Origin of the sequence: Pseudoalteromonas sp. P1-9, assembly GCF_001399975.1 — a bacterium.
Classification (GTDB): domain Bacteria; phylum Pseudomonadota; class Gammaproteobacteria; order Enterobacterales; family Alteromonadaceae; genus Pseudoalteromonas.
The window spans coordinates 98,225-122,573 of sequence record NZ_LKBD01000008.1 but is presented as its reverse complement, the minus strand read 5'-3'; the positions used below and the strand labels follow the sequence as shown (position 1 = coordinate 122,573).

The 24,349-nt window shown below is 40.9% G+C and carries 23 protein-coding genes; 8 read left to right on the top strand and 15 right to left on the bottom strand.

The window, feature by feature from the left end; all coding sequences use genetic code 11:
• Nucleotides 1-203 precede the first annotated feature (203 nt).
• On the bottom strand, nt 204-1,385 hold the full coding sequence (locus AN214_RS07895; protein WP_054979223.1) for a hypothetical protein: 1,182 nt from the start codon (nt 1,383-1,385) through the stop codon (nt 204-206).
• A gap of 14 nt (nt 1,386-1,399) precedes the next feature.
• Complete coding sequence (kynA, locus tag AN214_RS07890) at nt 1,400-2,245, bottom strand: tryptophan 2,3-dioxygenase (protein WP_054979222.1); 846 nt, start codon at nt 2,243-2,245, stop codon at nt 1,400-1,402.
• A gap of 453 nt (nt 2,246-2,698) precedes the next feature.
• On the opposite strand from kynA, the gene AN214_RS07885 reads away from it, so the two are divergent.
• Entirely contained in the window at nt 2,699-2,911 is a 213-nt protein-coding gene (locus AN214_RS07885) for a cold-shock protein (protein ID WP_054979221.1), read from the top strand.
• Nucleotides 2,912-3,209: 298 nt separating this feature from the next.
• On the opposite strand, the gene AN214_RS07880 is transcribed toward AN214_RS07885, so the two are convergent.
• Nucleotides 3,210-3,791 carry a TetR/AcrR family transcriptional regulator gene (locus AN214_RS07880; RefSeq protein ID WP_054979220.1) on the bottom strand — a complete coding sequence of 194 codons (582 nt, stop codon included), beginning with the start codon at nt 3,789-3,791 and terminating at the stop codon, nt 3,210-3,212.
• Nucleotides 3,792-3,917: 126 nt separating this feature from the next.
• On the opposite strand from AN214_RS07880, the gene AN214_RS07875 reads away from it, so the two are divergent.
• The 6 genes from AN214_RS07875 to AN214_RS07850 all read left to right on the top strand — a co-directional run bounded on the left by AN214_RS07875 (nt 3,918) and on the right by AN214_RS07850 (nt 10,939).
• On the top strand, nt 3,918-4,961 hold the full coding sequence (locus AN214_RS07875; RefSeq protein ID WP_054979219.1) for an alkene reductase: 1,044 nt from the start codon (nt 3,918-3,920) through the stop codon (nt 4,959-4,961).
• Nucleotides 4,962-5,078: 117 nt separating this feature from the next.
• Nucleotides 5,079-5,702: a peroxiredoxin-like family protein gene (locus tag AN214_RS07870; RefSeq protein ID WP_054979218.1), complete on the top strand. Its 624-nt coding sequence runs from the start codon at nt 5,079-5,081 to the stop codon at nt 5,700-5,702.
• A gap of 236 nt (nt 5,703-5,938) precedes the next feature.
• Nucleotides 5,939-6,817 carry an HDOD domain-containing protein gene (locus AN214_RS07865; protein ID WP_054979217.1) on the top strand — a complete coding sequence of 293 codons (879 nt, stop codon included), beginning with the start codon at nt 5,939-5,941 and terminating at the stop codon, nt 6,815-6,817.
• Between the two features lie 100 nt (nt 6,818-6,917).
• Nucleotides 6,918-8,729, top strand: a complete 1,812-nt coding sequence (locus tag AN214_RS07860) for a HAMP domain-containing sensor histidine kinase (protein WP_054979216.1) — start codon at nt 6,918-6,920, stop codon at nt 8,727-8,729.
• A 169-nt stretch (nt 8,730-8,898) separates the two neighbouring features.
• The gene (locus tag AN214_RS07855; RefSeq protein ID WP_054979215.1) at nt 8,899-9,597 is read left to right on the top strand and encodes a hypothetical protein; all 699 of its coding nucleotides are present in this window, start codon (nt 8,899-8,901) and stop codon (nt 9,595-9,597) included.
• A gap of 67 nt (nt 9,598-9,664) precedes the next feature.
• Nucleotides 9,665-10,939: a S41 family peptidase gene (locus tag AN214_RS07850; RefSeq protein ID WP_054979214.1), complete on the top strand. Its 1,275-nt coding sequence runs from the start codon at nt 9,665-9,667 to the stop codon at nt 10,937-10,939.
• A gap of 81 nt (nt 10,940-11,020) precedes the next feature.
• Here AN214_RS07850 and AN214_RS07845 read toward each other — a convergent pair whose 3' ends face one another.
• The 12 genes from AN214_RS07845 to AN214_RS07790 form a co-directional block, all read right to left on the bottom strand.
• The gene (locus AN214_RS07845) at nt 11,021-13,387 is read right to left on the bottom strand and encodes a TonB-dependent hemoglobin/transferrin/lactoferrin family receptor (RefSeq protein ID WP_161805669.1); all 2,367 of its coding nucleotides are present in this window, start codon (nt 13,385-13,387) and stop codon (nt 11,021-11,023) included.
• A 376-nt stretch (nt 13,388-13,763) separates the two neighbouring features.
• On the bottom strand, nt 13,764-15,137 hold the full coding sequence (locus AN214_RS07840) for a DUF2271 domain-containing protein (RefSeq protein WP_161805668.1): 1,374 nt from the start codon (nt 15,135-15,137) through the stop codon (nt 13,764-13,766).
• A gap of 77 nt (nt 15,138-15,214) precedes the next feature.
• Nucleotides 15,215-16,150 carry an EF-hand domain-containing protein gene (locus tag AN214_RS07835; RefSeq protein WP_054979211.1) on the bottom strand — a complete coding sequence of 312 codons (936 nt, stop codon included), beginning with the start codon at nt 16,148-16,150 and terminating at the stop codon, nt 15,215-15,217.
• Between the two features lie 12 nt (nt 16,151-16,162).
• Nucleotides 16,163-16,963, bottom strand: coding sequence for a hypothetical protein (locus AN214_RS07830; protein WP_054979210.1), 801 nt, complete (start codon nt 16,961-16,963; stop codon nt 16,163-16,165).
• Nucleotides 16,956-17,846, bottom strand: coding sequence for a metal ABC transporter permease (locus AN214_RS07825; RefSeq protein ID WP_054979209.1), 891 nt, complete (start codon nt 17,844-17,846; stop codon nt 16,956-16,958). The genes AN214_RS07830 and AN214_RS07825 overlap by 8 nt, the downstream gene beginning before the upstream one ends.
• Before the next feature lie 7 nt (nt 17,847-17,853).
• Nucleotides 17,854-18,567, bottom strand: a complete 714-nt coding sequence (locus tag AN214_RS07820; protein WP_054979208.1) for a metal ABC transporter ATP-binding protein — start codon at nt 18,565-18,567, stop codon at nt 17,854-17,856.
• Complete coding sequence (locus AN214_RS07815) at nt 18,564-19,460, bottom strand: metal ABC transporter solute-binding protein, Zn/Mn family (RefSeq protein ID WP_082428526.1); 897 nt, start codon at nt 19,458-19,460, stop codon at nt 18,564-18,566. Before AN214_RS07815 ends, AN214_RS07820 begins: the two co-directional genes overlap by 4 nt.
• An 8-nt stretch (nt 19,461-19,468) precedes the next feature.
• Complete coding sequence (locus tag AN214_RS07810) at nt 19,469-19,987, bottom strand: hypothetical protein (RefSeq protein ID WP_054979206.1); 519 nt, start codon at nt 19,985-19,987, stop codon at nt 19,469-19,471.
• Nucleotides 19,971-20,291 carry a hypothetical protein gene (locus AN214_RS07805; protein ID WP_054979205.1) on the bottom strand — a complete coding sequence of 107 codons (321 nt, stop codon included), beginning with the start codon at nt 20,289-20,291 and terminating at the stop codon, nt 19,971-19,973. The genes AN214_RS07810 and AN214_RS07805 overlap by 17 nt, the downstream gene beginning before the upstream one ends.
• 6 nt (nt 20,292-20,297) lie before the next feature.
• The gene (locus tag AN214_RS07800; RefSeq protein ID WP_054979204.1) at nt 20,298-21,119 is read right to left on the bottom strand and encodes a DUF4198 domain-containing protein; all 822 of its coding nucleotides are present in this window, start codon (nt 21,117-21,119) and stop codon (nt 20,298-20,300) included.
• A gap of 2 nt (nt 21,120-21,121) precedes the next feature.
• Complete coding sequence (locus AN214_RS07795; RefSeq protein ID WP_054979203.1) at nt 21,122-21,595, bottom strand: DUF2271 domain-containing protein; 474 nt, start codon at nt 21,593-21,595, stop codon at nt 21,122-21,124.
• 11 nt (nt 21,596-21,606) lie between these two features.
• A complete protein-coding gene (locus AN214_RS07790; RefSeq protein ID WP_082428525.1) occupies nt 21,607-22,236 on the bottom strand; it encodes a PepSY-associated TM helix domain-containing protein in 630 nt (209 codons plus the stop codon).
• A 231-nt stretch (nt 22,237-22,467) separates the two neighbouring features.
• Here AN214_RS07790 and AN214_RS07785 point away from each other — a divergent pair, with 231 nt between their 5' ends.
• Nucleotides 22,468-24,279: a flavodoxin domain-containing protein gene (locus AN214_RS07785; protein ID WP_161805667.1), complete on the top strand. Its 1,812-nt coding sequence runs from the start codon at nt 22,468-22,470 to the stop codon at nt 24,277-24,279.
• The last annotated feature ends 70 nt before the right edge of the window (nt 24,280-24,349 follow it).

The following is a 24,349-nucleotide window of genomic DNA, read 5'->3' as shown; positions in this document are numbered from 1 at the left end:
ATAGCTATTAGTCTAATAAGGTATTTTGGCTTAAATTATCGGAAGAAGTCTTAGAATCATTCGCTAGCTTCTACGTTACTAATAGAAGCATGAGGATTTAGCGGTATCGCTTAAATCGAAAATCATACTAATGAACCTAAGTTCCGCGCATTACACGCCTTTTTCATAAACAAGGTGTGTAATGCCAATGACGTGAAACGCGTTTAGACGATAGATTTTGCAATGTTTGATATGACATCAAGTGCAGTATCGAGCTGTTCATTTGTTACATAAGGCGCTGGCCCTAGGCGTAATTGGTTACCGCGGCTATCAGTTTGAATTCCCTGCTCCGCTAGCTTTTTCACCCAAGTTGCAGCCTCAGGTGTCGTCACTGACAAAAATCCTGCATTATTATCAATGCCATGCTCTGGCAAAGTCAGTACGTCTGGGGTTAGCGCCATACTTTCAATGCCTTGCCAAAGGTGTGTTATTTGCTGTTTATTAATGTCAGCAAGTCGTTCTGCACTTAAGCCTTGCTCACTAAAAAAATCAAATACAGCCGCGGCGCGGTAATGACTTGTTGGGTCATATGTAGAACCGGCAAATGCACCTTGCCCTTTGCCATACCCGACTTGTCCAGGTGCTTGATCAAGGCTTTCAAATTCAGCAAACCAACCGGTAATAATTGGGCTACCATTATACCCTTTTGGAATGCGCATAAAGCAGTTCCCTTCACCTGCTTGGCAATACTTATATCCACCGCCAACAATAAATGCAGTTTCAAGTTGCCAACTCGCTAAACTAAATGGAATGACATTAAGCGCATGATACACATCTACTAAACACGGTATGTTTAACGCGTTTGCAGCAACAGCAACGTCGCCAACTTGGCGGAAAATACGACTGGATGCAAAAAACACTGCTGAAACTAATACTGCATCAGTGTCTTTATCTAATGCGTTGATTAAACGCTCTGCCAATGTATCTTGCGGTTCAGTGTCGATTACCTTAACCTCAATATTGATATCTTTTAAGCGATCCAACTGGCGGCGCATTGAATGAAATTCACCATTGGTGGTGACGATTTTTATCGGTGTTTGTTTTTTATGTTTAAAACAGCTTAAGTCAGACAAAAAGCGTAAAATTAGTTCATGGGTAGACTGACCTAGCGCAATTTCACCTTGTGGCTCACCGAGTAAAGTACGATAAAAATCACGAACTCGATCGGCCTTTTCAAATGCTGCGCCCCATTTATCGTCAATATGCTTTGCCGCATCGTTAAAACAATCAATTAACCCTTGTTTTGCCGCATTTGGCCACGCTTGGTGCGAGTGACCTGACAAAAGAATACGATTGGTCACATCAAACTCAGAATAAAACCCTTGTAACTGGTGTGCGGTTGTCATTGGCTTTACTCCTATTAAAGCTTGGTTCTAAGTTCAAATAACTCTGGGAAAAAGCTAATATCCAGCGCTTTTTTCAAAAACGCCACGCCTGATGATCCACCTGTACCCGACTTGTTCCCGATTATACGCTGTACTGTGTACATATGTTTAAAGCGCCATTGTTGGAAACTGTCTTCAATATCCACTAATTTCTCAGCAAGCTCGTAAAGCTCAAAATATTTGTCGGCGTCTTTATAAACTTCAAGCCATGCATTTAATACTGACTCATTTTTTTCATACGGTTGACTTTTATCACGTTGCAAATGACCGTCATCAATTGCTAACCCTTGCTTAGCAAGAATGGATAAAGTGACATCGTATAAGCTCGGCGCATTAAGAATAGTAGACAATTCAGTGTGCACTTGCGCATCACTCTCATGTACTTTCAATAAGCTTTGGTTTTTGTTTCCAAGCAAAAACTCAAGCTTGCGGTAACCATACGATTGAAAACCTGATGAATGACCAAGGGCATCGCGAAACTTTAAATAATCAACCGGTGTTAATGTTGATAAAATATTCCACGATTGGGTTAACTGATTAAAAATTTGTTTTACGCGAGAAATAACTTTAAACGCATGACCAAAATCACCGTTGTTTAAGTTGTCTATTGCAGCGCTTAATTCATGGCCAGCCAGCTTTAACCAAAGTTCACTCGATTGATGAATGACAATAAACAGCATTTCATCATGCTGATTTGATAGTGGCTTTTGTGCGGTGAGGATTTGCGACAACTGAAGGTAATCACCATATGACATATCGTCTTTAAAGTCGGTGTGAATGTCTTTTTCTAATTCACGAAAGTTATGATGTGGGCACGACATAGCTAAGCTCCAAAATTTGTTATTATGCGTTATACGGCGCTACTTTATACTTGCGTTTCATTACGCCTAACATATGCGATGAGATATAACCCAAAAGCATATCTTAGAGACGCACGTAATTAAAACATGTTCATTAAAATATGTCAGTGTTTCACCCAAGTCATGCTATTAAGGTGTGTAATTTATGCGTAACACTTGTGTAAATCGTAGCAAAATAGCGCCTTTATTAACTAATCCGACCTATTAAATGCCGATTTTACTGGACAAAACACCCCTAAAGGACTAAGATTCAAGTCGCTTAAAACATAGATCAATCCCTATTACTGCGTTGTTCCTTCGTTACTCCTTTTTAAAAGTTGTACCAGATGCTAGATGCGATATTAGCTGAAATATAAATTAAGCCCGACGGTGATATTCACCAAAATATATACACTTTTAAAAAAGGTTAAAAACATGTCTAACAAAGTAGATGGCGTTGTAAAATGGTTTGACGAGTCAAAAGGTTTTGGCTTTATTTCACAAAACGACGGCGGCAAAGACGTATTCGTACATTTCCGTGCAATCCAGTCAGAAGGTTTCAAAACTCTTGCTGAAGGTCAAGCGGTTTCTTTCGAAGTAGAAGACGGTCAAAAAGGTCTTCAAGCTGCGAACGTTGTAGTACTTTAATTAGTCACTACAAGAAAAAAGCGAGTTTTTAACTCGCTTTTTTTGTGCCTGTTTTTTATATTCACTTGGTAAAATCCAACCTATCAATCCATATTAGCCGTAATGCCTAAACACATTAAATTGTTTGCTTTAGCTGAGCTCTATCTGGTTTATAGACTGTCTCACCATCTCGCACTATGAAAAATTAATTTAAACAAGCACCTTTCAATAGAACCCACCGCCGCACTAATTAAGCGCCGTTTTTTGATTTCTAGCTAGTTTAATCTCACTATATAAGCCTATTATTAAACGAAACTAACTAAACAGATATGTCTTTAATCACCTGTTTTGCTAATGCTTTTAGCTCATCTGGCTCTGGGTGTGTATAACCATACGTGCGCAAGCCATAAATACTCATCACCAAAGAACGTGCCCTACACTTTGCATCACGCTGACCAACAATTTCACCCGCGATAATACCTTTCTCAATGATTGCTTCTAACCCTGCTTGCCAACGATGAAGTTGCTCTGTCACCAGTGTTTGCACGTCGGAATCTTGCTCCGCCAATTCATTGAGTGCTTTTTGTAATAAACACGACGCTTCAGGTTCGCAACTTAAACATTGCTCTACAATATGGTTAAGATACGCATTTAAACCTGCTAATGGCGATGGCGCCTTTTCAAAGAAGGCGTCAAAAAATGCCGTACTGTCTTGGTTATACTGACCAATTGCGGCAAGCAATAACCCTTTTTTATTTTCAAAAGCGCAATAAATTGAACCTGGATGCAAACCCGTTGCGGCCTTTAGGTCTTGCATGCTGGTTTTGTTGTATCCCTTATGCATAAACGCGTTCATCGCAGATCGCAACACCGTTTCGCGATCAAATTCAGCACTTCTCATAGCGGACCTCTTAATCAATATTGCGCCAATATAACTTAATTTGAATATTTGTTCAAAAAAGTACTTGAATGAACATTCAAATAAAGCTAACTTGAATAAGCATTCAAATTAACGAGACATAAAAACATGGCTAAATCACTTTTTGATGAAGTTGCGTTAAACGCTGAAATCACATTACAAAACCGAATTTTAATGGCGCCACTAACACGCTGCATGGCAGACGAAAACCTCGTGCCAACTGAGCAAATGGCAACATATTACGCAAAGCGCGCACAGGCGGGCCTGATTATTTCAGAAGCGACGATCATTCGCGCTGACGGCCAAGGTTACCCAAATACGCCGGGATTATTTACCGCGGAACAAATCCAAGGTTGGCAACGCGTTACAAAGGCAGTACATAACAACGGCGGCAAAATTTTTGCACAACTTTGGCACACAGGTCGTGTTGCTCATCCTCACTTTTTTAATGGCGACAATGTACTAGCGCCAAGTGCATTAAAAGTTGAAGGCACAGTGCCACGTATGCGTGAACTTGAATATATTGAGCCGACCCCTGTTACAGTGGCGCAAATTGAGCAATTAGTAAAAGACTATGCGCAAGCGGCAAGCAATGCCATTGATGCAGGTTTCGATGGTGTTGAAATTCACGGAGCAAATGGTTATTTAATCGACCAATTTTTACATTACAACAGCAATCATCGTAATGATGAATTTGGTGGTTCGCCAGAAAACATGTCACGCTTTGCTCTACTTGTGGTAGACGCTATTTCCGAGCGAATTGGCGCTAAACGTACTGCGCTTCGTATTTCTCCAGGCGCTTATTTTAACCTTGAACCCCATGCTGACGACCGCGCAGTATTTGACTACTTGCTTGATGCACTTTCAGAGCGCGAACTTGCTTATTTACACATTGGTATTTTTGATGATGAGCAACTCTTTGACTATCTCGGGGGCCGTGTATCTGACTATGTGCGCGAAAATTATCCGCATACATTAGTGGGTAACGGCGGTTTTAGTTCTCAATCGGGTGAGTTGGCAATTAATCAAGGGCGTTTTGATTTGCTTGCCATTGGTCGTCCATTTATTGCCAACCCAAATTACGTTGAACGAGTAAAAAATGGAGAAGAACTTACCCCATACAGCGAAGAGATGCTTCAGGAGCTAGTTTAATTTATCACACTAAAAAAGGTGCTAACGTAGCGCCTTTTTTGATCTTTTTACAAGCTTATGAAATTTAATAAGTACTCGTCGGGTCAAGTAAGTAACGTAATTACTAGGACCCCAAATATGAAACGTTTTTTACTATGCCTTGTGCTAATTGTTCCGTTTTTACTTAGCGCAAAGCCAATCGCTGAATCGAGTGATGAGGTTACCCCTTTATTGAATGGACAGACCATTCCAGATGTTGAGGTTACTCAAATAAACGGTAAAACCACATCGTTAAAAGAGTATCTAAATGGCGACAAAGCCATTTTATTTTTCTATCGCGGAGGCTGGTGCCCGTTTTGTAATACCCAAATGGGGCAACTCAAAAAGATAGAGCCAAAACTAAAACAACTAGGCTTTAAACTGGTTGGCATTTCCACAGATGCGCCTAAAGACCTCAACAAAAGCGTCGAAACCATGTCACTGCAATACGATTTATTGTCTGACTACAACAGTGAGATTAGCAAAGCCTTTGGTATTGCATTTTTTACCGACGCCAAAACGACTAAACGTTATGTTAAGCGCCTTAATCTAACCAACCCGCTAAAACGTAATAAAGCTGGTGACCCTCGATTAGTATTACCTGTACCCGCTATTTACGTGATTGATGAACAAGGGCTAGTGCAGTTTAATTACGTAAACCCTAATTTTAAAGTTAGGTTACATGAGGACGTTTTACTTAAAGTGGCACAAGTTCATAAGTAAGCAACCAGCCCGTTAATAGTGTAACTAAGCTAAATTCGCGTTAAGCAATTTGAGTTAAGCTAAGTACTTTGATTTATCACTTAAAAAGGCAATTGTGCTTATCAATCGTAAGCTTAACGCAAACGACGTCCATCCGAATAAGTAAACATTACTTTTTTGATGTAATTTGTTATCTCGAGTTTTGGTTAACTATACTTATTGGCAAATTGATATGACTTTAATCTTAAGGTTTGTGAATGGCCGAACGCCAAGCATCACCACAAGAACAGGTATCCGATTTGCCAATATTACCGACAATATTGGTCGAATTGTTGAGCATTCCCCTTGATGATAAAGATTACTTTAACAAAATTGAAAAACTCGCAGAGCGCGACCCGCCCCTTGCGCTTAAAATAATTCAACTTAGTAACACCGCCAAACAAGCCGCTGTTAAACCCATTCGCAGTATTAAAGATGCGATTGTTCGCATGGGAACAAAAGAGGTATTTAACTTAATAAACTTAGTGGCACTGACCAAGGTATTTGTACCCACCAGTCAATTTGAAAAACAATTGTGGCATCAATCGTTAATCTCAGCGGAGTTACTTAAAACCACCTATGACGTTCTGTTACGCAGCGTGATCACCGCTGATATGGCTTATTTAGTTGGTTTATTACATGACATAGATATCACATTAAACCACAAACTGTATGCCAAGTACTTTGAATCACTCGACGATTTAACATGGTATTTACCAAAGCCCTATGAAAAGCACCGTATTGCTTATTTACAACGTCAACATGCGTTTAATGGCGCGAAAATTTGTAAAACATGGCATATCCCAAGTCCTATTCCCGAGATTATTTATTTTCATCACCACGATCACCTACCCGATAAGTTTAAACAGTTTATGCCTTTATTAGAAACAATCCGACGAGTGCAGTTTTGTGACTTAGCGACCCAAGTTTATTGTAAGCATCAGGCACTTGAAGTTGATGTATTAAATGAGTTAATCGCGAGCAATGAAATTCTATTTAGTTGGCAAAACCAGCACGCTAATTTTGCGCAATTGTTAAACCAGCTGCCAACTGCCATATCACTAGCTGAAGAAAAGTACCGGTTACTTGCGATTTAACTGGCGCACCAAATTTAACGTTTGAAACTAACATAAGTTCAACCGTTTACAGCTAAATATTTTGACCTACACTTTATAAAAATGGATCAGGCAGCCTAATATGAAATTAAAAACAGCCTTTATAAGCTCGCAAGTCGCTTTGTTAGTCAGTTTTATTGTAGTGCTCGTTTGTGGTGGCATAATCTACCAAAACGTCGCGGAACACTACCGTATTACTCAATCGTTAACCGACTTTAAACAAGTATTGACTGATACCGTTAATTTACAACAAGAATTTTCACTAGATAAAGACGAGCAAATGCTTGAATGGTCAAAAGAGCAGTTTGATGATTACTCTCAGCTTCATTTTACGCTATTGAAACAAGTGGCAGATATCGAAATTGCAACGCGACTGCTTACGCAAATTCAAGAAGCAATGCGCCAGTTTGAACAAAATCTCAATAAGCAAATGGCCATTCAAAAACAACTTGGTTTTAATGAAGACCAAGGTATTCGTGCCAGCTTTAGAAAATCCATTCATGCAATTCAAGCCACTAGCCAGCAAATTAACGACCAAACGCTCGAGATAATGATCTTAGAATTAAGGCGCCGAGAAAAAGACTACCTACTACGCTGGGACAAAAAGTACTTAGAGCTTCACAAACAAGCGTTAGTGCAAATAAAAGTGTACCTACAAACCCATAACAGCGAATTAAAAACTCAATTAGTTGAAAATTTAAAAGACTATGATTACAACTTTACCCAATATACCGCACTATTAGATACCATGGGGCAATCCTCAACACTTGGTGTTGCCGGTAAAAATAAAGTGCTGTCACAAGTTATTAATGAGCGCTTTACTAACTTATCCTTATTGTTGAATGAGCGTGCGAAAGATGCCAGTAATCAAGTGCTGTTACTCACTTTTAGCGTCACATTTGTCTTTTTAGCATTCAGCTTATTAAGCTCATTTTTGATAAATCGACGCATTGGTTACGGATTATTTAAGCTAAATGCATTTATCAGTTCAATTTGCCAATCTGATACTTTTTCAATGCGCAGCAATATACGCGGCGACGATGAGGTAACTGATCTTGCAAAAAATATTGATAACCTACTCGCCCATATTGAAGAGCTAATTAACCGCTTAAGTTTGGCGCAAAAGCGCTTAATTGAAGATGCTAAAATGGCAAGCCTTGGCACTATGGTAAAAGGCTTCGCTCACGAATTAAATACACCGCTTGGCATTGCGATAACCAGCGAATCGCACTTACGTGATCAAGTTGAACAACTAAAGCACTCTTTTAACCAAGGTACACTACAAAAAAATACCCTCGAGCAAATGATCTTGGATGCGGAAAATTGTTTAAGTTTGATGGAGTCAAATTTAAACCGTTCAGCGAGTTTAATTAACAGCTTTAAACAAGTTGCTTCACATCAAGAATACGACGAATTAGTCGAGTTTAATGTCGAAACCTTTTTAAATAACCTGTTTGATAGCCTAAAACATGAACTTGATAAATACGATGTTAACGTTAGTGTTGAAGCAACTAATGGACTGGTAATCAAAAGCTATTTAGGTGCGTTTAATCAGATATTTACAATTCTTATCATTAACAGTTTACGTCACGGCAGCGAGCCGAATACAACCTTAAACATTAATATCGTGGCAAAAATGGTAGGGGCAACACTGCATTTCCGTTACATGGATGACGGTGCAGGTGTAAAAGAGTCATTGCTCGACAAAATTTTCGAACCCTTTGTAACAACAAAACGTGCCAAAGGCGGAACCGGTTTGGGGCTGAGTATTGTGTACAACTTGGTCACGCAACGCCTTAAAGGTGAAATCGAATTTCAAAGTATCGAGGGTGAAGGCGTATGTATTTACCTGCATTTTGATGAAATTGATTACAATCTTAAGTTTGATGAGTAATAAGCATGTCGATTTAGTTTTACAGCAAGTATCGAGGTTACCATCTAGCGAAAATACATAAACGGTTACTATTTTCACTAAGCCATTCGCTCTAGAAATAGACAGCAAAGGTCAACACACTTAGCTTTCTGTGTTAATGTAAACGCGTATAAATTAATTGAATTACACTATGGATCAAGTTGTTAGCCATTTCATAGGCTTGCTTAAAACTGGCAATATAAAAGAAATCACCACGTTTTATTTAACGCAAACGCCTCAGAGTCAAGCACACATAATGCTGTTTTTAAACTTGCAGGCCAATAAAAACGTGGACTCATTTGATTATTTTCAACGTTTAAGTGTCACGCTAAACGGCGAACACCCGATGCCCACGCCGTTAGTATCGCAACTTAAAAATAGCCAAGCATTATCGTTTTTTACGCCGTTATTGCAGAAAATGGCAAACTTTTCGCTGCAAGATTCAATGAAGCGCAATGTCTTGCATTACCTATTTGTTGCCCGCGGTGAGCACACAAATGTGCCCTTTACGTATGTTCGCTCACTGTTATTATTCGAAAGTAACGTATTTTTACCAAAAGCACTAAGCCAACGTGAATCGAATGGGTTGACGCCGCTGGAATGTTACCTGCACTTAAACATTCAAGGCACTGTTTTACCAAACCATGAACTCACCGCGTTTATTGCGCTGTGTGAAATAGAGCGTAGCCAAATCACCTTAAACAGCGACAACTTAAATTCTGCACTAAAGCGATTTAAAAAACAGCGTGCCGATTTTGACCTAACACCCAATTACATCGAACAAAAATGTTTATTGCTAGCCAGTTACTACGGTGTCTCAGAGCAGCACATTATTACTTCGCTTAACTAGCTTGCGCTCTCAACAATCAGTAACAAACAACACAACAAATAGAACAATAACAAAGGTTTACCGATACATGTTTGAATCACTTAAAACTAAGTTAATTACACCATTTTGCCTTAGCTTACCCATTTTAACGCTTGCTACGTTTAATATAAACGCAGCCACAGCGTTTAACGCAACAAGCGCATGGCAAGAGGTTGAACACGTACTCACAAAGCAATACGCCTATTTTGATAGGTTAAACAATACAAATACAGTATTGAACCAGTTTAAAAGTAAAGCGCTGAAGGCTAAAAACAAGGCTGAGTTTAATGACATTAGCCAGCAGCTTATGCGTGCCTTTTCCGACCCGCATTTAAACCTTGGTCCCTACGATAAAAATGATTTTAGTGTGTTTCCAACCGGATCAGATATCCGTGCTATTTATCAAAACGGTCTATTTATCGTGCAAGATATTAAAGCTCGATCAGCTGCAGATAAAAGCACTCTCACATTAGGTTCAACAATTATCAAAATGGACAACCAGCCAATAAAGCCTCTTATAGCCAGCTTATTTGGTCAAGAGTTTGAAAACCTATCACCACATCAAATTGAGTACGGGTTAAATGTTGTACTTGGCGGCCTTCGTAAACAAACTCGAGCAATTACCTATAAAAATAACAAGGGTACGCACACTATTACACTTGCCGCCAGTTATGATGCGATTAATGCGTTAAACGATGGTCCAACATTGAGCTACCGAAATTTAGATGGCCTTGGCTATATCCGCTTTAATAACTCCCTTGGTAACAACCAAACGGCGGCCTCGTTTAAAAAAGCCATTAACGCACTTAAGCATACGCGCGCACTGATTATTGATTTACGCAATACGCCAAGTGGCGGCAATACTGGCGTTGCAGAGCCTATTCTTGGCCACTTCGTCACCGAAAAAACACGTTATCAAACCTATCGCACGCAAACATCTAACATGGCGTATCAAAACGCACCAATGCAAACAGCGTTTGTTACGCCAACTAAGCCGCATTATGCAAAGCCATTTATTGTACTTGCTGGTCGTTGGACCGGTAGTATGGGTGAAGGTATGACTATCGGACTTGACGCCCTTGGCGCACAAACCGTGATTGGCGCCCCCATGGCTGATTTACTCGGTGGCATTAAAACAGTGACTTTAGAACAAAGTGATGCCTGGCTAGAAATGGCATTTGAGCGTTTGTACCATGTAAATGGCAGCTTTAGAGAAGATTTTGAACCGCATATATTAGTAATTCCAACAGATAGAGATAATCAAGGAAGCGACCCAGCTCTAAACAAAGCCATTGAGTACTTACAACAATCTACCAGTATATAACCGTTCGAATATAAATAAAAAGCCTGCATACATTGCAGGCTTTGTTATTAAACCAACGGGAAATTTATGCTCGATTAACGCTTAAAATCTAACGTTAATGTTGGCAGAAAAACTTCTACCTGGCTCTGAGTAACGCTTAATGCCATCGTTTGCAACACCACCTCTAAAACCACCAGAGCCTTCTGACACAAAACGAATGCGCTGCCAGTTATAGTACTCTTCATCAAATAAGTTACGTGCCGCGATATTAATCACCATGTTATCCGTGATATCGAAATTAGCGATTAAATCAACTACGGTCGATGTATCACTCAAGAAGTCAGTCGCTTGAACCTGCTCACCTTGTTCATTTGTGGTGTATGCATCGCTTGCCTTTTTCTCAGCTTGGTGACGAACTTGCGCCATTACTCGCCATAGTGACTGTGAATCATACCCAACACTGAAAACTGCCGAATCTGGCGAAACGGTTAGCATTGGGTCGCCATTGTCATATTCGCCTTCAGAGTGGGTGTAAGCAGCACGCAACTCTAAACCATTGTTAAAGCGATAGAGCGCATCTAACTCAACACCTTTAACACTTGCTTCGCCGATGTTTTCAGGTCGTTGATAGTCATCTGTAGTGACTTCCATTTGCTTGTAACAACCGCATGATGGGTCGTACACACGCTTTGTTGTTGGTGTCGCTAAATCGCGGGTGTAAGTGACATTATCAATAAAATCTGTGTACTCACTGTCAAATACTGACACACGTACTCGGCCGTTATCATTTTGCCATTGATAACCGAGTTCCATGTTAAATGCTGATTCAGGTTTTAAATCATAGTTTGGTACAAGTTGCCAATCATCAACCGTTGCACCGCGTGAGCCATAATAAACCTGCTCGACAGATGGTGCTCTAAAACCTGTGCCAAGGTCAACAATCACTGAATGATTTTGTGTTATCTCATAGTTCGCAGAAAGTTGCCAAGTAAATGCATTCATATCAACGTCTTTAACCAGACCTTGATCATTGGTGAAATACTCATCGAACTCTGGTTGATAGCTGTAATCGTCATATCGCATACCCGCTGCTAACGTTAACGCGTCTGTTACAGTCACACTGTCACGTAAATACACATTCCAAATCGCAACGTCTGTTTGAGGAATAAAATTAGCATCTTTAATCGGATAATGGGTGGTGCCATCTGCAAGCGGGCGTCTTAATTGTTGATAACCTGAATCAGTTGTCAGCCCATTGTAACGGTGATCCCACATATTATTCTCAAGTTCACGGGTTTCAAAGCTTGTACCGTAAACGATATCATGGCGCATTTGCCCGGTAACTAACTGCTTTGAAAAATCAAATGCAAGAGTCGAAGTCTGTTGCGTTAGTTCGCGCTGCTCTTGACGTAAATACGCTTCTCCTAGCGCTAAGCATTGGTAACTCGGTGAGTATTCAAGACACGCTGCGTAGTGCATATTAGTTACACCAGAGGTGAAAATATCTTGATAATCAAAACGTACCTCCAGCTCATCGAATGCTACTGTATCGAGCGTTAAGTAATAAAATACACCGTAACGGGCGCGATTTTGTTCATCATCTGAAAAACGACGTTGAATACTGCTTGAAACGCGCGATAGGTTTTCGACTTGAGATAGATTATCGTCATTTTCAACAACAAAGCCTAGTTCATGAACGTCGTTAAATTGATACTGGGTTTTAAATAACAGTGCGTCGCTGTTAAAGTCGAGTGGGTCTGGCTTTTCTCGCGATGCGCCTGTTGTATCTGGGTTTCCAGAGTGGTTACTTGATTCACTGCCCTGGCGTTTTGTGTACATTAGTAGTGTTTCTAGCCCACCAAACTTGTTAGCCACTGCAATTGTGCCTTGCGCTTGTTCATCGCGCTCATCATAACCAAACTTGAAATAACCACGGGTTTGATTTTCATCGCCGTCAAGTAAATCAGATGCGCTCATGGTGGTAAACATCACTGCACCACCCAGTGAACCTGAACCACTGGTTACTGAGTTTGCACCTTTTACAATTTGAATGGCTTTCATATGCTCAATTTCGGTGGAGTTACGACTCGCTCGAAAATACTCATAAGGCGCAAATGAAGGGGGATCGAGTGTTTCACCTTGGGTTAAGCCATCAACCGTAATCGCAATACGATCGCCTTCCATACCGCGAATATTAAAACCGTTATTACCAAAACGGCCCATGCTTGCAACGTCTACACCTGGAATGTAGTCAGCGACATCATTAATATCTTGCATAAGATTTGACGAAACTGACACGCTGTCGAGTTCCGTTTGTGACTTAGATTCAACGCGCTTGTTGGCAGATAATTTTGTTTTTTCTAGTGTTGTGACCTGCGTATTTGCCAAGGTATATGGGCTTACGCCCGCGATTGAAACAACTGATGCAAATGAAATTGCGGTGCTTAGCTTAGATAGAGTAAAGCGCAAAAGAGTATCCTCACATTTAAAATTCATAGTCATCGCACTCAGGTCGTAATGATAATGATTCGCGTTTTTAATGCAAGGTAAATTATACTTTTTTTCGCAATATAGTTAATTGCGCAAAATCCACTACAGGAAAAAAATAAATGATTGATATATTTAAAATAATATAAAATATTTCTGGTAATCTTTCGTCAAAGCCAAGTTTGCACATTGAACTTAATTATCGTGAGCAAAACTGCATATAAGTAAAGCGCGTATTTTGAGAAAGTAAGCGGCAAATCCTTATGCCGTTTTATGTAATTTACGTTAGAGCCTGTTGATCCGTACAACCAATTTCTATAGCGCTTTTGTTGCCAACTTTTGACTTAGCGCTTTGCTTTTACGGCGTAATCGTCAGGCTAAGTTGCCCTATTTCCCCTTTGCCATCTTTAGTTATTGTGGCTTGTTTCGTAACATTAAATGGCAACTTTTGATAGCTGGTTTCACCATGCTCTCGGCTAACTTCAATATGCAATATCAATTCATTTTCAGTGACAATTTGGCCAAAATCGTCCTCGCCAAACCATGTAATACTGTGTTGACCGGGCTTTCGCGTTGCATGGGCAAGATGTGGAAAAACACTATTTTCCTTGCGCCCTACTTTTCGCCACCAACGCCTGCTTTGCTGCCACCACCTTTCACTATCACCAAGAATAGCCATTTGTTTTATAGGGTTGCCTTTGGTATCTGATAGCCATATCGCAACATAAGGTTTACGGTAATCAGCAATATCAAATTCAGGTAACGTGTAATCAAATGTCAGCTTTGCCTTGTGTTTTGATACATCGCGTTGTTGCCATGTTTTTGAATAAACAACGCGCCCGTCAGGCAAAAATAATACGCCTGCTACGTCATGCTTATTAAGCCAATCAATGGCATTTACACCATTCATTGTGGTTAACGCGGTTGCAATGGCATCGGCATTTGCAGTTGTTTTTGCAATTACTGCAGCACCGATAGGCTTTGTAATTGGCCAGCCATCACGGGGGGCAAAAATATGGCTAAACGTATTGTGCTTAATTTTAAAATGACGAAACGCAAGGCCACTTGCTGCATATGCGTGATTTTCCAAATTAGTTAACATCACCTGCGTTGCGTTCTTAACATTTGGGTTTGTAAATGCGATTGGCCACGCGCCGTAGTGACGACCATCGCCGCCAATATCAATTTTAAAGCGGCTTTCGCTGTAGTGGGCAACAAGTAAGTCATACACTTTATCTATGATAAACCCTTTCGCGATACCATTAACATCAAGCGTTAGTTCCTCATCAAGGGTGATGTGCGAACCATTAATTAAAATTGTTTTATCGCGTAACGAACGGGCCTCGCGTCTTACATCAATGCGCGATGGCAAAGTCTGCGTTGTTTCAGCCTGTTGCCAAATCGGTAAAATACTGCCTAGTCGACAACTAAAGTGGTTAGCGGTACTTACTTGCCATTGCTGACATAACTTAAGTACGTCGATAAGCTCAATAGGTGCATTTTTCAGTTGTTTATCACGATTTAAAATCGACAGGGAACTACTGTTGTTATAGCGCGATAAAATCATATCCAAGCGTGTTAACTCTTGTTTAACTAACTCAAACGCTTGGTTTTGTTCAGTCGCTGATACATTCTCTATAGTAAACTGAACAGATGTGCCTAAATAGGCCGTTGTGGCGTACTGTTTCGCCACTGCGTTAAATCCGCACACAAGTGCTACGATTAAAACCACAAAACGCATCATTTACCTTTTTAATCTAAAAGGGGGATTACTCCCCCCTGAATGTGTTAGATTTTTATCAACAAACGTTACAGTTTGCTGTCTTCTTTTTTGGTATCGCGGTTAGCTACTTGTGTGTTAGTCTTTTCGTCAAACTCAACTTTGCCGTCTTTGTTTTTGTCATAGCGCACAAAACTGCGCACACCTGACAATTGAAACTCCTCAAATGTCATACCATTACTGTCTACATCAAGGATTGCAAAGCGTTTATCGGTACGTGCTACCCGTTTTTCACGGGCTTTTGCAATTTGCGTATCGAGTCGGTTTTCAAATTCTGCTAAATATTCGTCAAATACCAGTTGGCCGTCACCATTTTCATCTGTTCTTGCGAACATTTCTTCACGTACTGCCATGTACTCTTGCCAAGACACACTGCCATTACCGTTGGCGTCATAAATCGCAACCATGCCCTTTTTATTATGCGTAGTTGGCATTTTTACAACACGTTTCGCACTGGCTATTTTGCGCTCGCGTTGTTGTTTTTTAATTTCTTCTTCGCTTTTTTGCTTAGCTTTTTTGCGCGGTTTATAGTCAGGTTTAGGATCTTCATCGGTGATCATGCCGTTTTTATCCGTATCAAAAAAATCAAAACCGCGCTTTGCAACATCCATGTATTCGTCTTTCGACATCACTTCGTCGTCGTTTTTATCCATTGCGTTAAAGCGCATTTTTGTTTGCTTAACGCTTTGCTTACGCTCTTGTGCAATTTTTTGGTCGAGACGATTTTCGTATTCGTTACGATATTCATCTAAGTTCACTAGGCCGTCTTTATTTTCATCGGCAAGGTCAAAGCGTGTTTTTCTTGCTTTAAAAAACTCTTCAATCGTTACTTGTTGGTTGTTATCTGTATCCCAAGTATCAATCCAGCTATAGCTAAAATGGGATTTTTCTGCTGCTACAACTGAAAAACTATTAATTGCTGCAACCACAGCAATGGCCGATAAGGCTTTAATTGGACCTTTCATTTTCAACCTCTTTTATAATTGAGAAAGTGTTTGGGATAATGCATTAAGATTACGTTTTAAACGCGCAATTAATGGCGCTTTGTTAAATCGACTAAAATCATCAATATGCCAGGTATTAGGCGATGGCGTTTTCTTAACTTTGTCGACTAATAAGTAATTTAGACCTAGGGCTTGTGCGTCTTGCTGGGTCGCTAAATCTGTCGCAAAGCCATTAACAAACGGTGCCTGTTTCACATTTGCCACCATAAATGCAACGTCGTGTTTAATTAACAACTCATTACTCGCGCGATTAATGCTGCGAATTTGCGACGATAGCGCTTGTTGATTGGCATTAAACATTTCAGAGAATTGCGGCCAAAGGCTCACCAAATCACGCTTCAAAATGCCTAACATAAGCAATAAGTTGTTATTATTAAGCCAAAAATATTCTTGTTGGTTTAGTAACACGACTTTCTCGCCCTTTGGCAACAGGGCCTCAGCAATGTCAATTTCAACCACACGAATATTGCTTTGACGCACGCTGGCATATAAATCAAATTTCGGCTTTACTGAGCGCATTGATACATACGCATCAAACTGGTCAAATTTGCGCGTTTTGTTTTTCTCAATCCAGCTTGGGATGCGACTTACAGGTAAACGCTTTGGGGGTAGATAAGTCACTTGAATAGGCGTATTTTCAACCATCGCTGTGACTAAGCTATGGCTTATTGGACTCACAGTGACAATTTTCAAAGACTTACTTTCGCTTGCCTCAGACGCACCTACAGCCAAAGGCATTATGGTTAATAACATCGCTAACATAAGATCACGCACGGGTGCTTACTCCTTTTACGCTGTGCACGCTAATGGCAAACACAAACCAACAACAAGCGGTTAAAATAATTGCAGGCCCAGTTGTCACGGCCCATTGCATATACATAGGTAGCAACACACCAATTAATGCGCTGGTTGTTGCAATCATTACTGACCATAACAACATGCTGCGTAAGTTATGGGCTAATAATCGCGCACTTGCAGCAGGAATAAGCAACAACGCCCCAACTAAAATTGCACCGATAATTTTCACGGCAGCGACAGTCATCAGGGCAATAAGCACAACAAAGCCATAATCATGCAGCTTAGTGTTAATGCGTTGGCTCTTTGCAATTTCAGGCGCAATTGCGGTTAAGAATGCTTGATTTGAAAAACGCCATGCAAGCACCGCAATAATGACAAACATCACTACTAAAATGAGTAAGTCTTGTTCATTGGCGGTAAGTACCGAGCCAAACAACACTTGCTCTACTAAATGGGCGTTTACTTGTTGCGCAACCAACATTAAAAGCGCCGCCCCCATTGCCAAAGCAAATGATAAAAATACGCCAATTAGCGCGTCATAAGGCACGGTCGTACGCCCTCTCACCCACTGCAACGACAGGGCAAATAACAAAGAAAACGCAAATAAACTGATCCAAGGCGCGGTAATTGGCTCACCAAGCAAAATACCAATGGATACGCCTGTGAGTGCTGAGTGACCAACTGCTTCAGATAAAAAGGCTAAGCGTTTCACCACCACTAAAGTGCCTAATGCTCCCAACAAAGGGCCAATTAGCAAAGACGCTAAAAAGGCATTAACCAAAAAACCATAGCTGAACATTTCTGGCAACAGACCAATATTCACTAGATTTGAAAAGAATGTATGTACTAGGTCCAACATAAAATTCCTACGCTGATGTTGCTAACTCAAATGGTGCGACATTTGGCTTTAAGCGGCCAAATACGTGTTCAATTGGACCATAGTCAACCAGTTGCCCATCAATCACTGCAACAAACTGACAATACTGCTCCACCACGTGCCAGTGGTGTTCAACCATAATCACGCTACCACCCGCTTGGTGAAATTCTGACAACACATTAAGAATTAGTGCATGGCCTTGTTTGTCTACACCGGCAAGTGGTTCATCTAGCACCAGAATATCCGGTTGATTAATTAGCGCGGCGCAAAGTAAAACGCGTTGTCTTTCGCCAGCCGATAATGTACCAAGGCGTTTGTTATTAAAGGTTTCAATTTGCAAACGCGTCATAGCATTTCGTATTGCTTGCTTTTGCTTATGCCGAAACCAAACTGGGCGGGTATCGCATACCATAGTGAGGTAATCGCTTACAGTTATCGGTAAAGAGGGCTCAATAACCGCAATTTGTGGTAAATAACCAATTCGGCGCGCACTTTGCTCAGGCCAATCTAACGCGATTTGTCCGCGGTGCGGCACTTGCCCCATGATGGCTTTAATCAATGTTGACTTACCACCGCCATTTGGCCCAACCACGCCTAGCCAAATTCCCGCAGGTACCAACAAGTTAACGTCATTTAACAGCAGGTTGTTGTTAATGCTGACACTTAAGTCACTAACACATACGATAGGAGCATGAATTGTCATAGCGTGTTACCTGATTTTGATGCAGCAAATGTCAATGCATTGGCAAGCATTGTTAGGTTGTGCTTCATTTCACGTTCAACTAAGTCTTGGCTGTACTGACCATGGGTCATATGCGAAAAATGATACACTTTAATGCCGGTCGCTTTTTCAATTACATCAACATAGCTGTTTGCCATATTAAGTTCTGTAAACAGCACATCTATGTCGGCTTTTTTTATCTCATTAATCGTTTGTTGTAGCTGCGACGCACTTGGGGAAACCCCGTGCGCGGGCTCAACAACGGCTGAAACGGTTAAGCCAAACTCTTGCAATAAATAACCATATGCGTTGTGGGTGCTCGCGATACGCACATTCGATAAATCATGATTGATTAAAATATCTTGCACTGGCTTTTTTAACGCTCGCAATTTTTTGGCGTATAAAAAAGCGTTTTTACTAAAGTATTTAGCGTGATCAGGTGCCAATTGACCAAGTGATTTAGCAATGGCATAAACTTGGCGAATTGCCGCATCAATAGAAACAAAGGTATGAGGGTTCATCTTATGGTTTTTGCGCAGCAGCGGTACTTGGTCGTTGGCTTTTATCAGTGTAACGCCTTTCGGTTTTATGCGATTAAAACCATCGAGTGCAAAGTCATCATGACCAATACCATTAACAACTAGCGCGTCCATGTTTTTTAAACGGCTTATATCTGCAGGGCTTAAACTGTAATTGTGTGCATTAAATCCCGTTTCAATTAACGGAATTACCTCACCTTGGTTACCCACAATATTTGCCACATAGGCATAATAAGGGTGTAAGGTCGTACCGACATGCAATTTACCGTGCTGTGCATATGCGTTCGATAACGTGATGCAAAACACCATCACGCTAAACATAATTTTATAAAACAAGCGAACCTCTAATTTTGGTTAGTCTGGCTACTTACGTGTTGCCATTTATTATTGTTATTGCAAAGCGCGTTATCGTCATGATGTGCGTGCGCTGTCGCGCTATGAGTTTGTTCGCGCCACATCACTTGCCAGCCCGAATCCTGAAAGTTAAGGCGCACTTGGTGGTTATTGTGTTGATGTATAAAACACCCTAGTATCGGTGATTCAAATTCACGCTCCAAAAAAGGTTCAATCTGGTAGGTGATCAACTCTTCTAATGTGGGCCTCACAGCTAATTCACCCACACTAGATAAAATAGCGATTTCTTCTGCGGCATTTTGTAATTGAGTGCTAAGGCTTACAATATTTGCCGGCAGCGCAACACGTTTACTGCGCTCGCCTACAGTGAGCACAAGAAGTAATGCTGCAAGCGCAAGTATTGATACGAATGCCACTACAAAATAGGCATTTTCCTTACGGCCGTCTTGCTGCGACACAATTTCCACAAAACCAGCTTGGTAAAACGCGCGTTTATTCAAGTTCGGCATAATCAAACTCGGCTGGGCTTTCATGACCCGCGTCAAACACAATATAAAACTCGCCGTTTGGTTTACCAAACGACACGCTGCCATCACTCTCGGTCTTTACTTCACGTAATAACGCTTCATCGTATGAGTACACTTTGAGTATTACTTCACCTGCTAGACTTGCATCAGAATAACCTGCGGTGCAGCTAAGCAGTTTTGCATCCGTATTGCTTACATGGCAGTTTAGCGTTGGAAAATGGGCATGTGCTTTAGCGCATACCGCTAAAGACAACATGCCAATCACAGGGGAAATCAGCTTTTTCATCGTGATTTACTCAAAAATCACTTCAAATGCGTAATACACGCGGGTAATTTCAACATCCGCTTCAGGATCGGTACTATCGATTTTATGATTGACCTTCAGCATGTAACGCCCGCCTTTTGCGAAATTGAAGTTCACAAGGCCATCTTTATCACTTTTCAGTTCAAGGGCTTTAGGATTTTCGCTGTATTGAGGTGCTTCGCGCTCAATCACCACATCTTGATTTGCCACTGGCTTACCGTTAAATAACAAGCTTACCGTTAAATCTTCACCAGTTACGTAATCTGACGGATGGGTGATTGGTAATACTTCAAAACCTTTATTTTTTGCTTTGAGTACTTCGTTGGTGGGTGCTTTATTTGTCACGTACGACATTGCAATGGTTGTGTATGATGCCGTTTCTAAATCTCGCGCGCCTTTTGGTGCATGAGCCTTAGCGTGTGATTTATTGCCGCGAATGCGTTTTTCAGTGTCTCGCTTACCAATTTTGTAGCGTGAGTGATAGTTTGGACCGCGATGATATTCTAGTGCATATGTGCCTTCCCCTTCCACACCTAAATCGAATGTTGAAAAACGCGCACCTTGATAAAAACTACCAATACGACGCACTTGTTTACCGTCGGCAGCAAATACTTTTACGCCTTCACTTGGCATAGCAAAGTCAGGTCTGTATGTAGTGTGTGACGCAGTAATTTGAACTGGCACGTCAACCGCCTTTTCGCTATTCACCGTAAAGTAACTTGGCCAAATATAGATATCATGGGCACTTGCTAAACCTGATGCCAAAGCAAGTGTTACCCCTGCGGTTACGTTAACAAATTGGAATTTCATTATTATTTTCCTTTGATAATTGTTACAGCGCCAATTTCTTTATCAGCGTTTAAGCGATAGTGTTTTTGGTTATCTGAGAAGTCGATTGGCGTTTTTATTAGTGCACGACCGCCGTCTTCACGCACCACTTCGATAAACAGTTTAAATTGGCTTAAATCGCCAACATCGAGTGTTTCGCTATATTTTCCTGGGCCTTTTGTCGCGCCAGTCACGCCATCTGGCGCGTCGCCATAACGCCCTTGTTTGCGCCACCAACGACGAATATCCACCAGCCATTTATCTTCTTTTCGTTTAGTTAAATGCCAAAGCAACAACGTTTGATTTTGCGCTTTACTTTCAGCCCAAATTGCAACGTAAGGTTTGTGATAGTCGCCGGTGGTAAAACTCGGTAATTCAAATTCAACTGTTAAGGTATTTGCATGCGCAGTGACAGATGCAAACATAAGGGAAGTCACTGCAATTAACTGCTTAAGCATCGATACGTCTCCTAATGCATTAAAGTAATGGTAAAGACAAACAAGCTACTACCGAGTAGCAACGCAATATTGGCGTTTTTGCGCTCCATGCGGTTAACCAAAACCAGCCAAAAACCACTAATCGAAAACAGCACCATACAAATTGCGCTAATATCTGAAAGCATGCGCCATAAGCCTGATACGTGCTTTGCCCGATGAATATTATTCAGCATATCGATAAGGGATAAGCGTCGTGTATCAACATGTGCTTGCCCTTCTTCTATAAATGCCTCAATTAGTGTGCTGCCATTTGGGCCAGATAAATTCAAAATGACCAGGCTATCTAATTCATCCCAATCGATTTCGAAGTCAACTCCCGATACGCCATGTTCAACATCAAGCCAGTGCAATAAGGTTAAACTGTGGCTCGCATAATGAGTTGACCAGTCGGGTAAATCAGTCAGACTTTTTGGCAGCGCAATGGTTTGCTGTTGTTTTTCAACGTCACCACCTTTCCAATCGGGGTGGTTTAGGTAAATACCCGTAATTGCAAAAAACACCATCAACACCAATACCGGCATTGCACTGAAAATGTGTATTTTGCGCATAATGCGAGATACATAACTAACATCGAATTGCATTTGGCTATTTGACCTTGCCATACCACTAAAAAATCTTCGGTCTACTTATTTGTCGGGCAAATTCTACTAGCGTTCGCTGACACTTTGCAATAGCATATGATAATTATTTTCATTTAGATTTATAAATTAAACATGTCTCAGCTAGTCAAATATGGCAAAAACCTTATTAACTCTCAGCACGCTAACTTATCGTATTTATTGAATTTATTTATAAAATTGCTTTTTCTATTGGGCTTTGTTTTATGGGCGTGGATGTTTTCTTTAAATTCAAGCCATACTCAAACACGCTTTTCAATTGAGGGGGTTACGCAACACAGTAATGGTGAGAAAGTATTCGATAGTTTTACCATTAAACAACTTGAATTTTTCGATGAAACTCGCTTAATTGTGCTTAACCAAGAGTTTGAGATAATCAATTATCTGTCTAGCATCCAACTCGCCATCGCCCACCTATTAGAACAAATCGGCCTATTATTTTGTGCTGTAATTGTGGTTATTTCATTGCTTCTTTGGCATCAAAAAAAGCAGCATAAACTATCGCTATTTGCTTTTGGTTTTGTCGCATGTGCCCTATTTAGTGGCTGCTTTACCTTATTTAACCTAGACGTAAACAACGGCTTATCACTGTATGCATCAATAGGTATATTGATTGTGTGTTTTGTGTTTTATGCCTGCTGTTACAGTTTACTGAACGCCCGTAGTCAAACCGCGAGTACCTTGCTTGCATTCGCCAGTCAATCAGGTACTGCGATGTCGATTGCAGAGCGCTTTCATAAACAGCTACCGAATACCTTTGATCTGCGTTGTTTGTCTTCTCTCACACCCGATTGTTTAGGCCAGTATCGCCAAGTGCTTTTAATCGCCAGCACTTATGGCGAAGGTGCGCCGCCAGAAACCGCGGTGACATTTCTTAATAAAATGAAGAAAACGCAAACGCTAACTAGCAAGGTGAATTTCTCGATTTTGGCATTGGGCGATCGTACCTATCAGCATTTTTGTGCCTTCGGCCACCAACTTGCACATTTATTGTCATCAAAAGGTGCAAAACAAATTACCGATGTTATTGAAGTGGATCGCGGTGATAAAGATGCTATTGGCCATTGGTGGCAGCAAATTAGCCACTTTATTGGTAATGAGCAATCGACCGTTTCATTGAGTGATAACTATCACCGTCTTAATACCCGCAGTAACACGCTAGTGAACCCAAAAAAGCCTAAGCGCGCTGCACATAGAATAACCTTTAAAAACGAAGGACTCACTTATCAGGCTGGCGATCTTTTGGAAGTAATACCCAAATACGACGCGATTAAGTGTCAACAAATGCTGCGTGAAAAAGGCTTTGATTGTCAGCAACAGGTCATTTTTCAAAATACTGAAATGCCACTATTTGAAGCAGTAAGGCAATCGAACTGGCTTGGTGAAAACGCAACATCAGCTCAGCAACTTGTCGATGTGTTGAAGCCGCTACCACCTCGAGTTTATTCAATTGCAAGCGCACCACACGAATCTAACATAGAGATTTTTGTGCGCAGGCATTTCGATGACTTAGGTAAGCCGGGGCTTGCTTCAAATTATCTGTGTGATCTGAGTGAAAATGAACTGATAAGTGCTCGTATTAAGCATCATGCGAATTTCAATCTACCTAAACGCCACTGCCCCACCATTTTAATCGGTGCTGGCACTGGCATTGCGCCTCTTATTAGCTTACTAAAAGGTATGTCAGTCAATGAACAGCGTTTACCCGCTTGGCTATTCTTCGGTGAGCAATCAAAGAGCACCGATTTTTATTTTAAAGATGAAATTAATGCCATGCTTAGCGATAAATCACTGACTCACTTTACCCCAGCCTGGTCGCGCGACGGTGGCGGTTATATTACTGAGCAGCTAGAGCTACATGCTAGCAGTATTAAAAAGTGGATGCTTGACGATAACGCAATGATTTATTTATGTGGAAAACAAAAAGGGTTTGGCGACTCAGTTATCAGCTGTCTTAAATCAATTTTAGAAGAGCGCGTCTACCAATCACTTATCGAAGCTAAGTGCATTAGGGTCGATCTGTATTAGTAACGTAAAAATGCAAATTTGCTAACATTAACCGTATTGAGAACTAAAGGCGGTTTTCTCATCAAACCGC

Excerpts from the sequence above, each read along its gene's own strand:
- AN214_RS07810 (WP_054979206.1), bottom strand. The coding sequence starts at position 19,987 with ATGCCGAACTTGAATAAACGCGCGTTTTACCAAGCTGGTTTTGTGGAA.
- AN214_RS07875 (WP_054979219.1), top strand. The coding sequence starts at position 3,918 with ATGGCTAAATCACTTTTTGATGAAGTTGCGTTAAACGCTGAAATCACA.
- AN214_RS07850 (WP_054979214.1), top strand. The coding sequence starts at position 9,665 with ATGTTTGAATCACTTAAAACTAAGTTAATTACACCATTTTGCCTTAGC.
- AN214_RS07820 (WP_054979208.1), bottom strand. The coding sequence starts at position 18,567 with ATGACAATTCATGCTCCTATCGTATGTGTTAGTGACTTAAGTGTCAGC.
- AN214_RS07860 (WP_054979216.1), top strand. The coding sequence starts at position 6,918 with ATGAAATTAAAAACAGCCTTTATAAGCTCGCAAGTCGCTTTGTTAGTC.
- AN214_RS07795 (WP_054979203.1), bottom strand. The coding sequence starts at position 21,595 with ATGCTTAAGCAGTTAATTGCAGTGACTTCCCTTATGTTTGCATCTGTC.
- AN214_RS07805 (WP_054979205.1), bottom strand. The coding sequence starts at position 20,291 with ATGAAAAAGCTGATTTCCCCTGTGATTGGCATGTTGTCTTTAGCGGTA.
- AN214_RS07800 (WP_054979204.1), bottom strand. The coding sequence starts at position 21,119 with ATGAAATTCCAATTTGTTAACGTAACCGCAGGGGTAACACTTGCTTTG.
- AN214_RS07825 (WP_054979209.1), bottom strand. The coding sequence starts at position 17,846 with ATGTTGGACCTAGTACATACATTCTTTTCAAATCTAGTGAATATTGGT.
- AN214_RS07865 (WP_054979217.1), top strand. The coding sequence starts at position 5,939 with ATGGCCGAACGCCAAGCATCACCACAAGAACAGGTATCCGATTTGCCA.
- AN214_RS07835 (WP_054979211.1), bottom strand. The coding sequence starts at position 16,150 with ATGAAAGGTCCAATTAAAGCCTTATCGGCCATTGCTGTGGTTGCAGCA.
- AN214_RS07895 (WP_054979223.1), bottom strand. The coding sequence starts at position 1,385 with ATGACAACCGCACACCAGTTACAAGGGTTTTATTCTGAGTTTGATGTG.
- AN214_RS07870 (WP_054979218.1), top strand. The coding sequence starts at position 5,079 with ATGAAACGTTTTTTACTATGCCTTGTGCTAATTGTTCCGTTTTTACTT.
- AN214_RS07855 (WP_054979215.1), top strand. The coding sequence starts at position 8,899 with ATGGATCAAGTTGTTAGCCATTTCATAGGCTTGCTTAAAACTGGCAAT.
- AN214_RS07785 (WP_161805667.1), top strand. The coding sequence starts at position 22,468 with ATGTTTTCTTTAAATTCAAGCCATACTCAAACACGCTTTTCAATTGAG.
- AN214_RS07880 (WP_054979220.1), bottom strand. The coding sequence starts at position 3,791 with ATGAGAAGTGCTGAATTTGATCGCGAAACGGTGTTGCGATCTGCGATG.
- kynA (WP_054979222.1), bottom strand. The coding sequence starts at position 2,245 with ATGTCGTGCCCACATCATAACTTTCGTGAATTAGAAAAAGACATTCAC.
- AN214_RS07790 (WP_082428525.1), bottom strand. The coding sequence starts at position 22,236 with ATGGCAAGGTCAAATAGCCAAATGCAATTCGATGTTAGTTATGTATCT.
- AN214_RS07885 (WP_054979221.1), top strand. The coding sequence starts at position 2,699 with ATGTCTAACAAAGTAGATGGCGTTGTAAAATGGTTTGACGAGTCAAAA.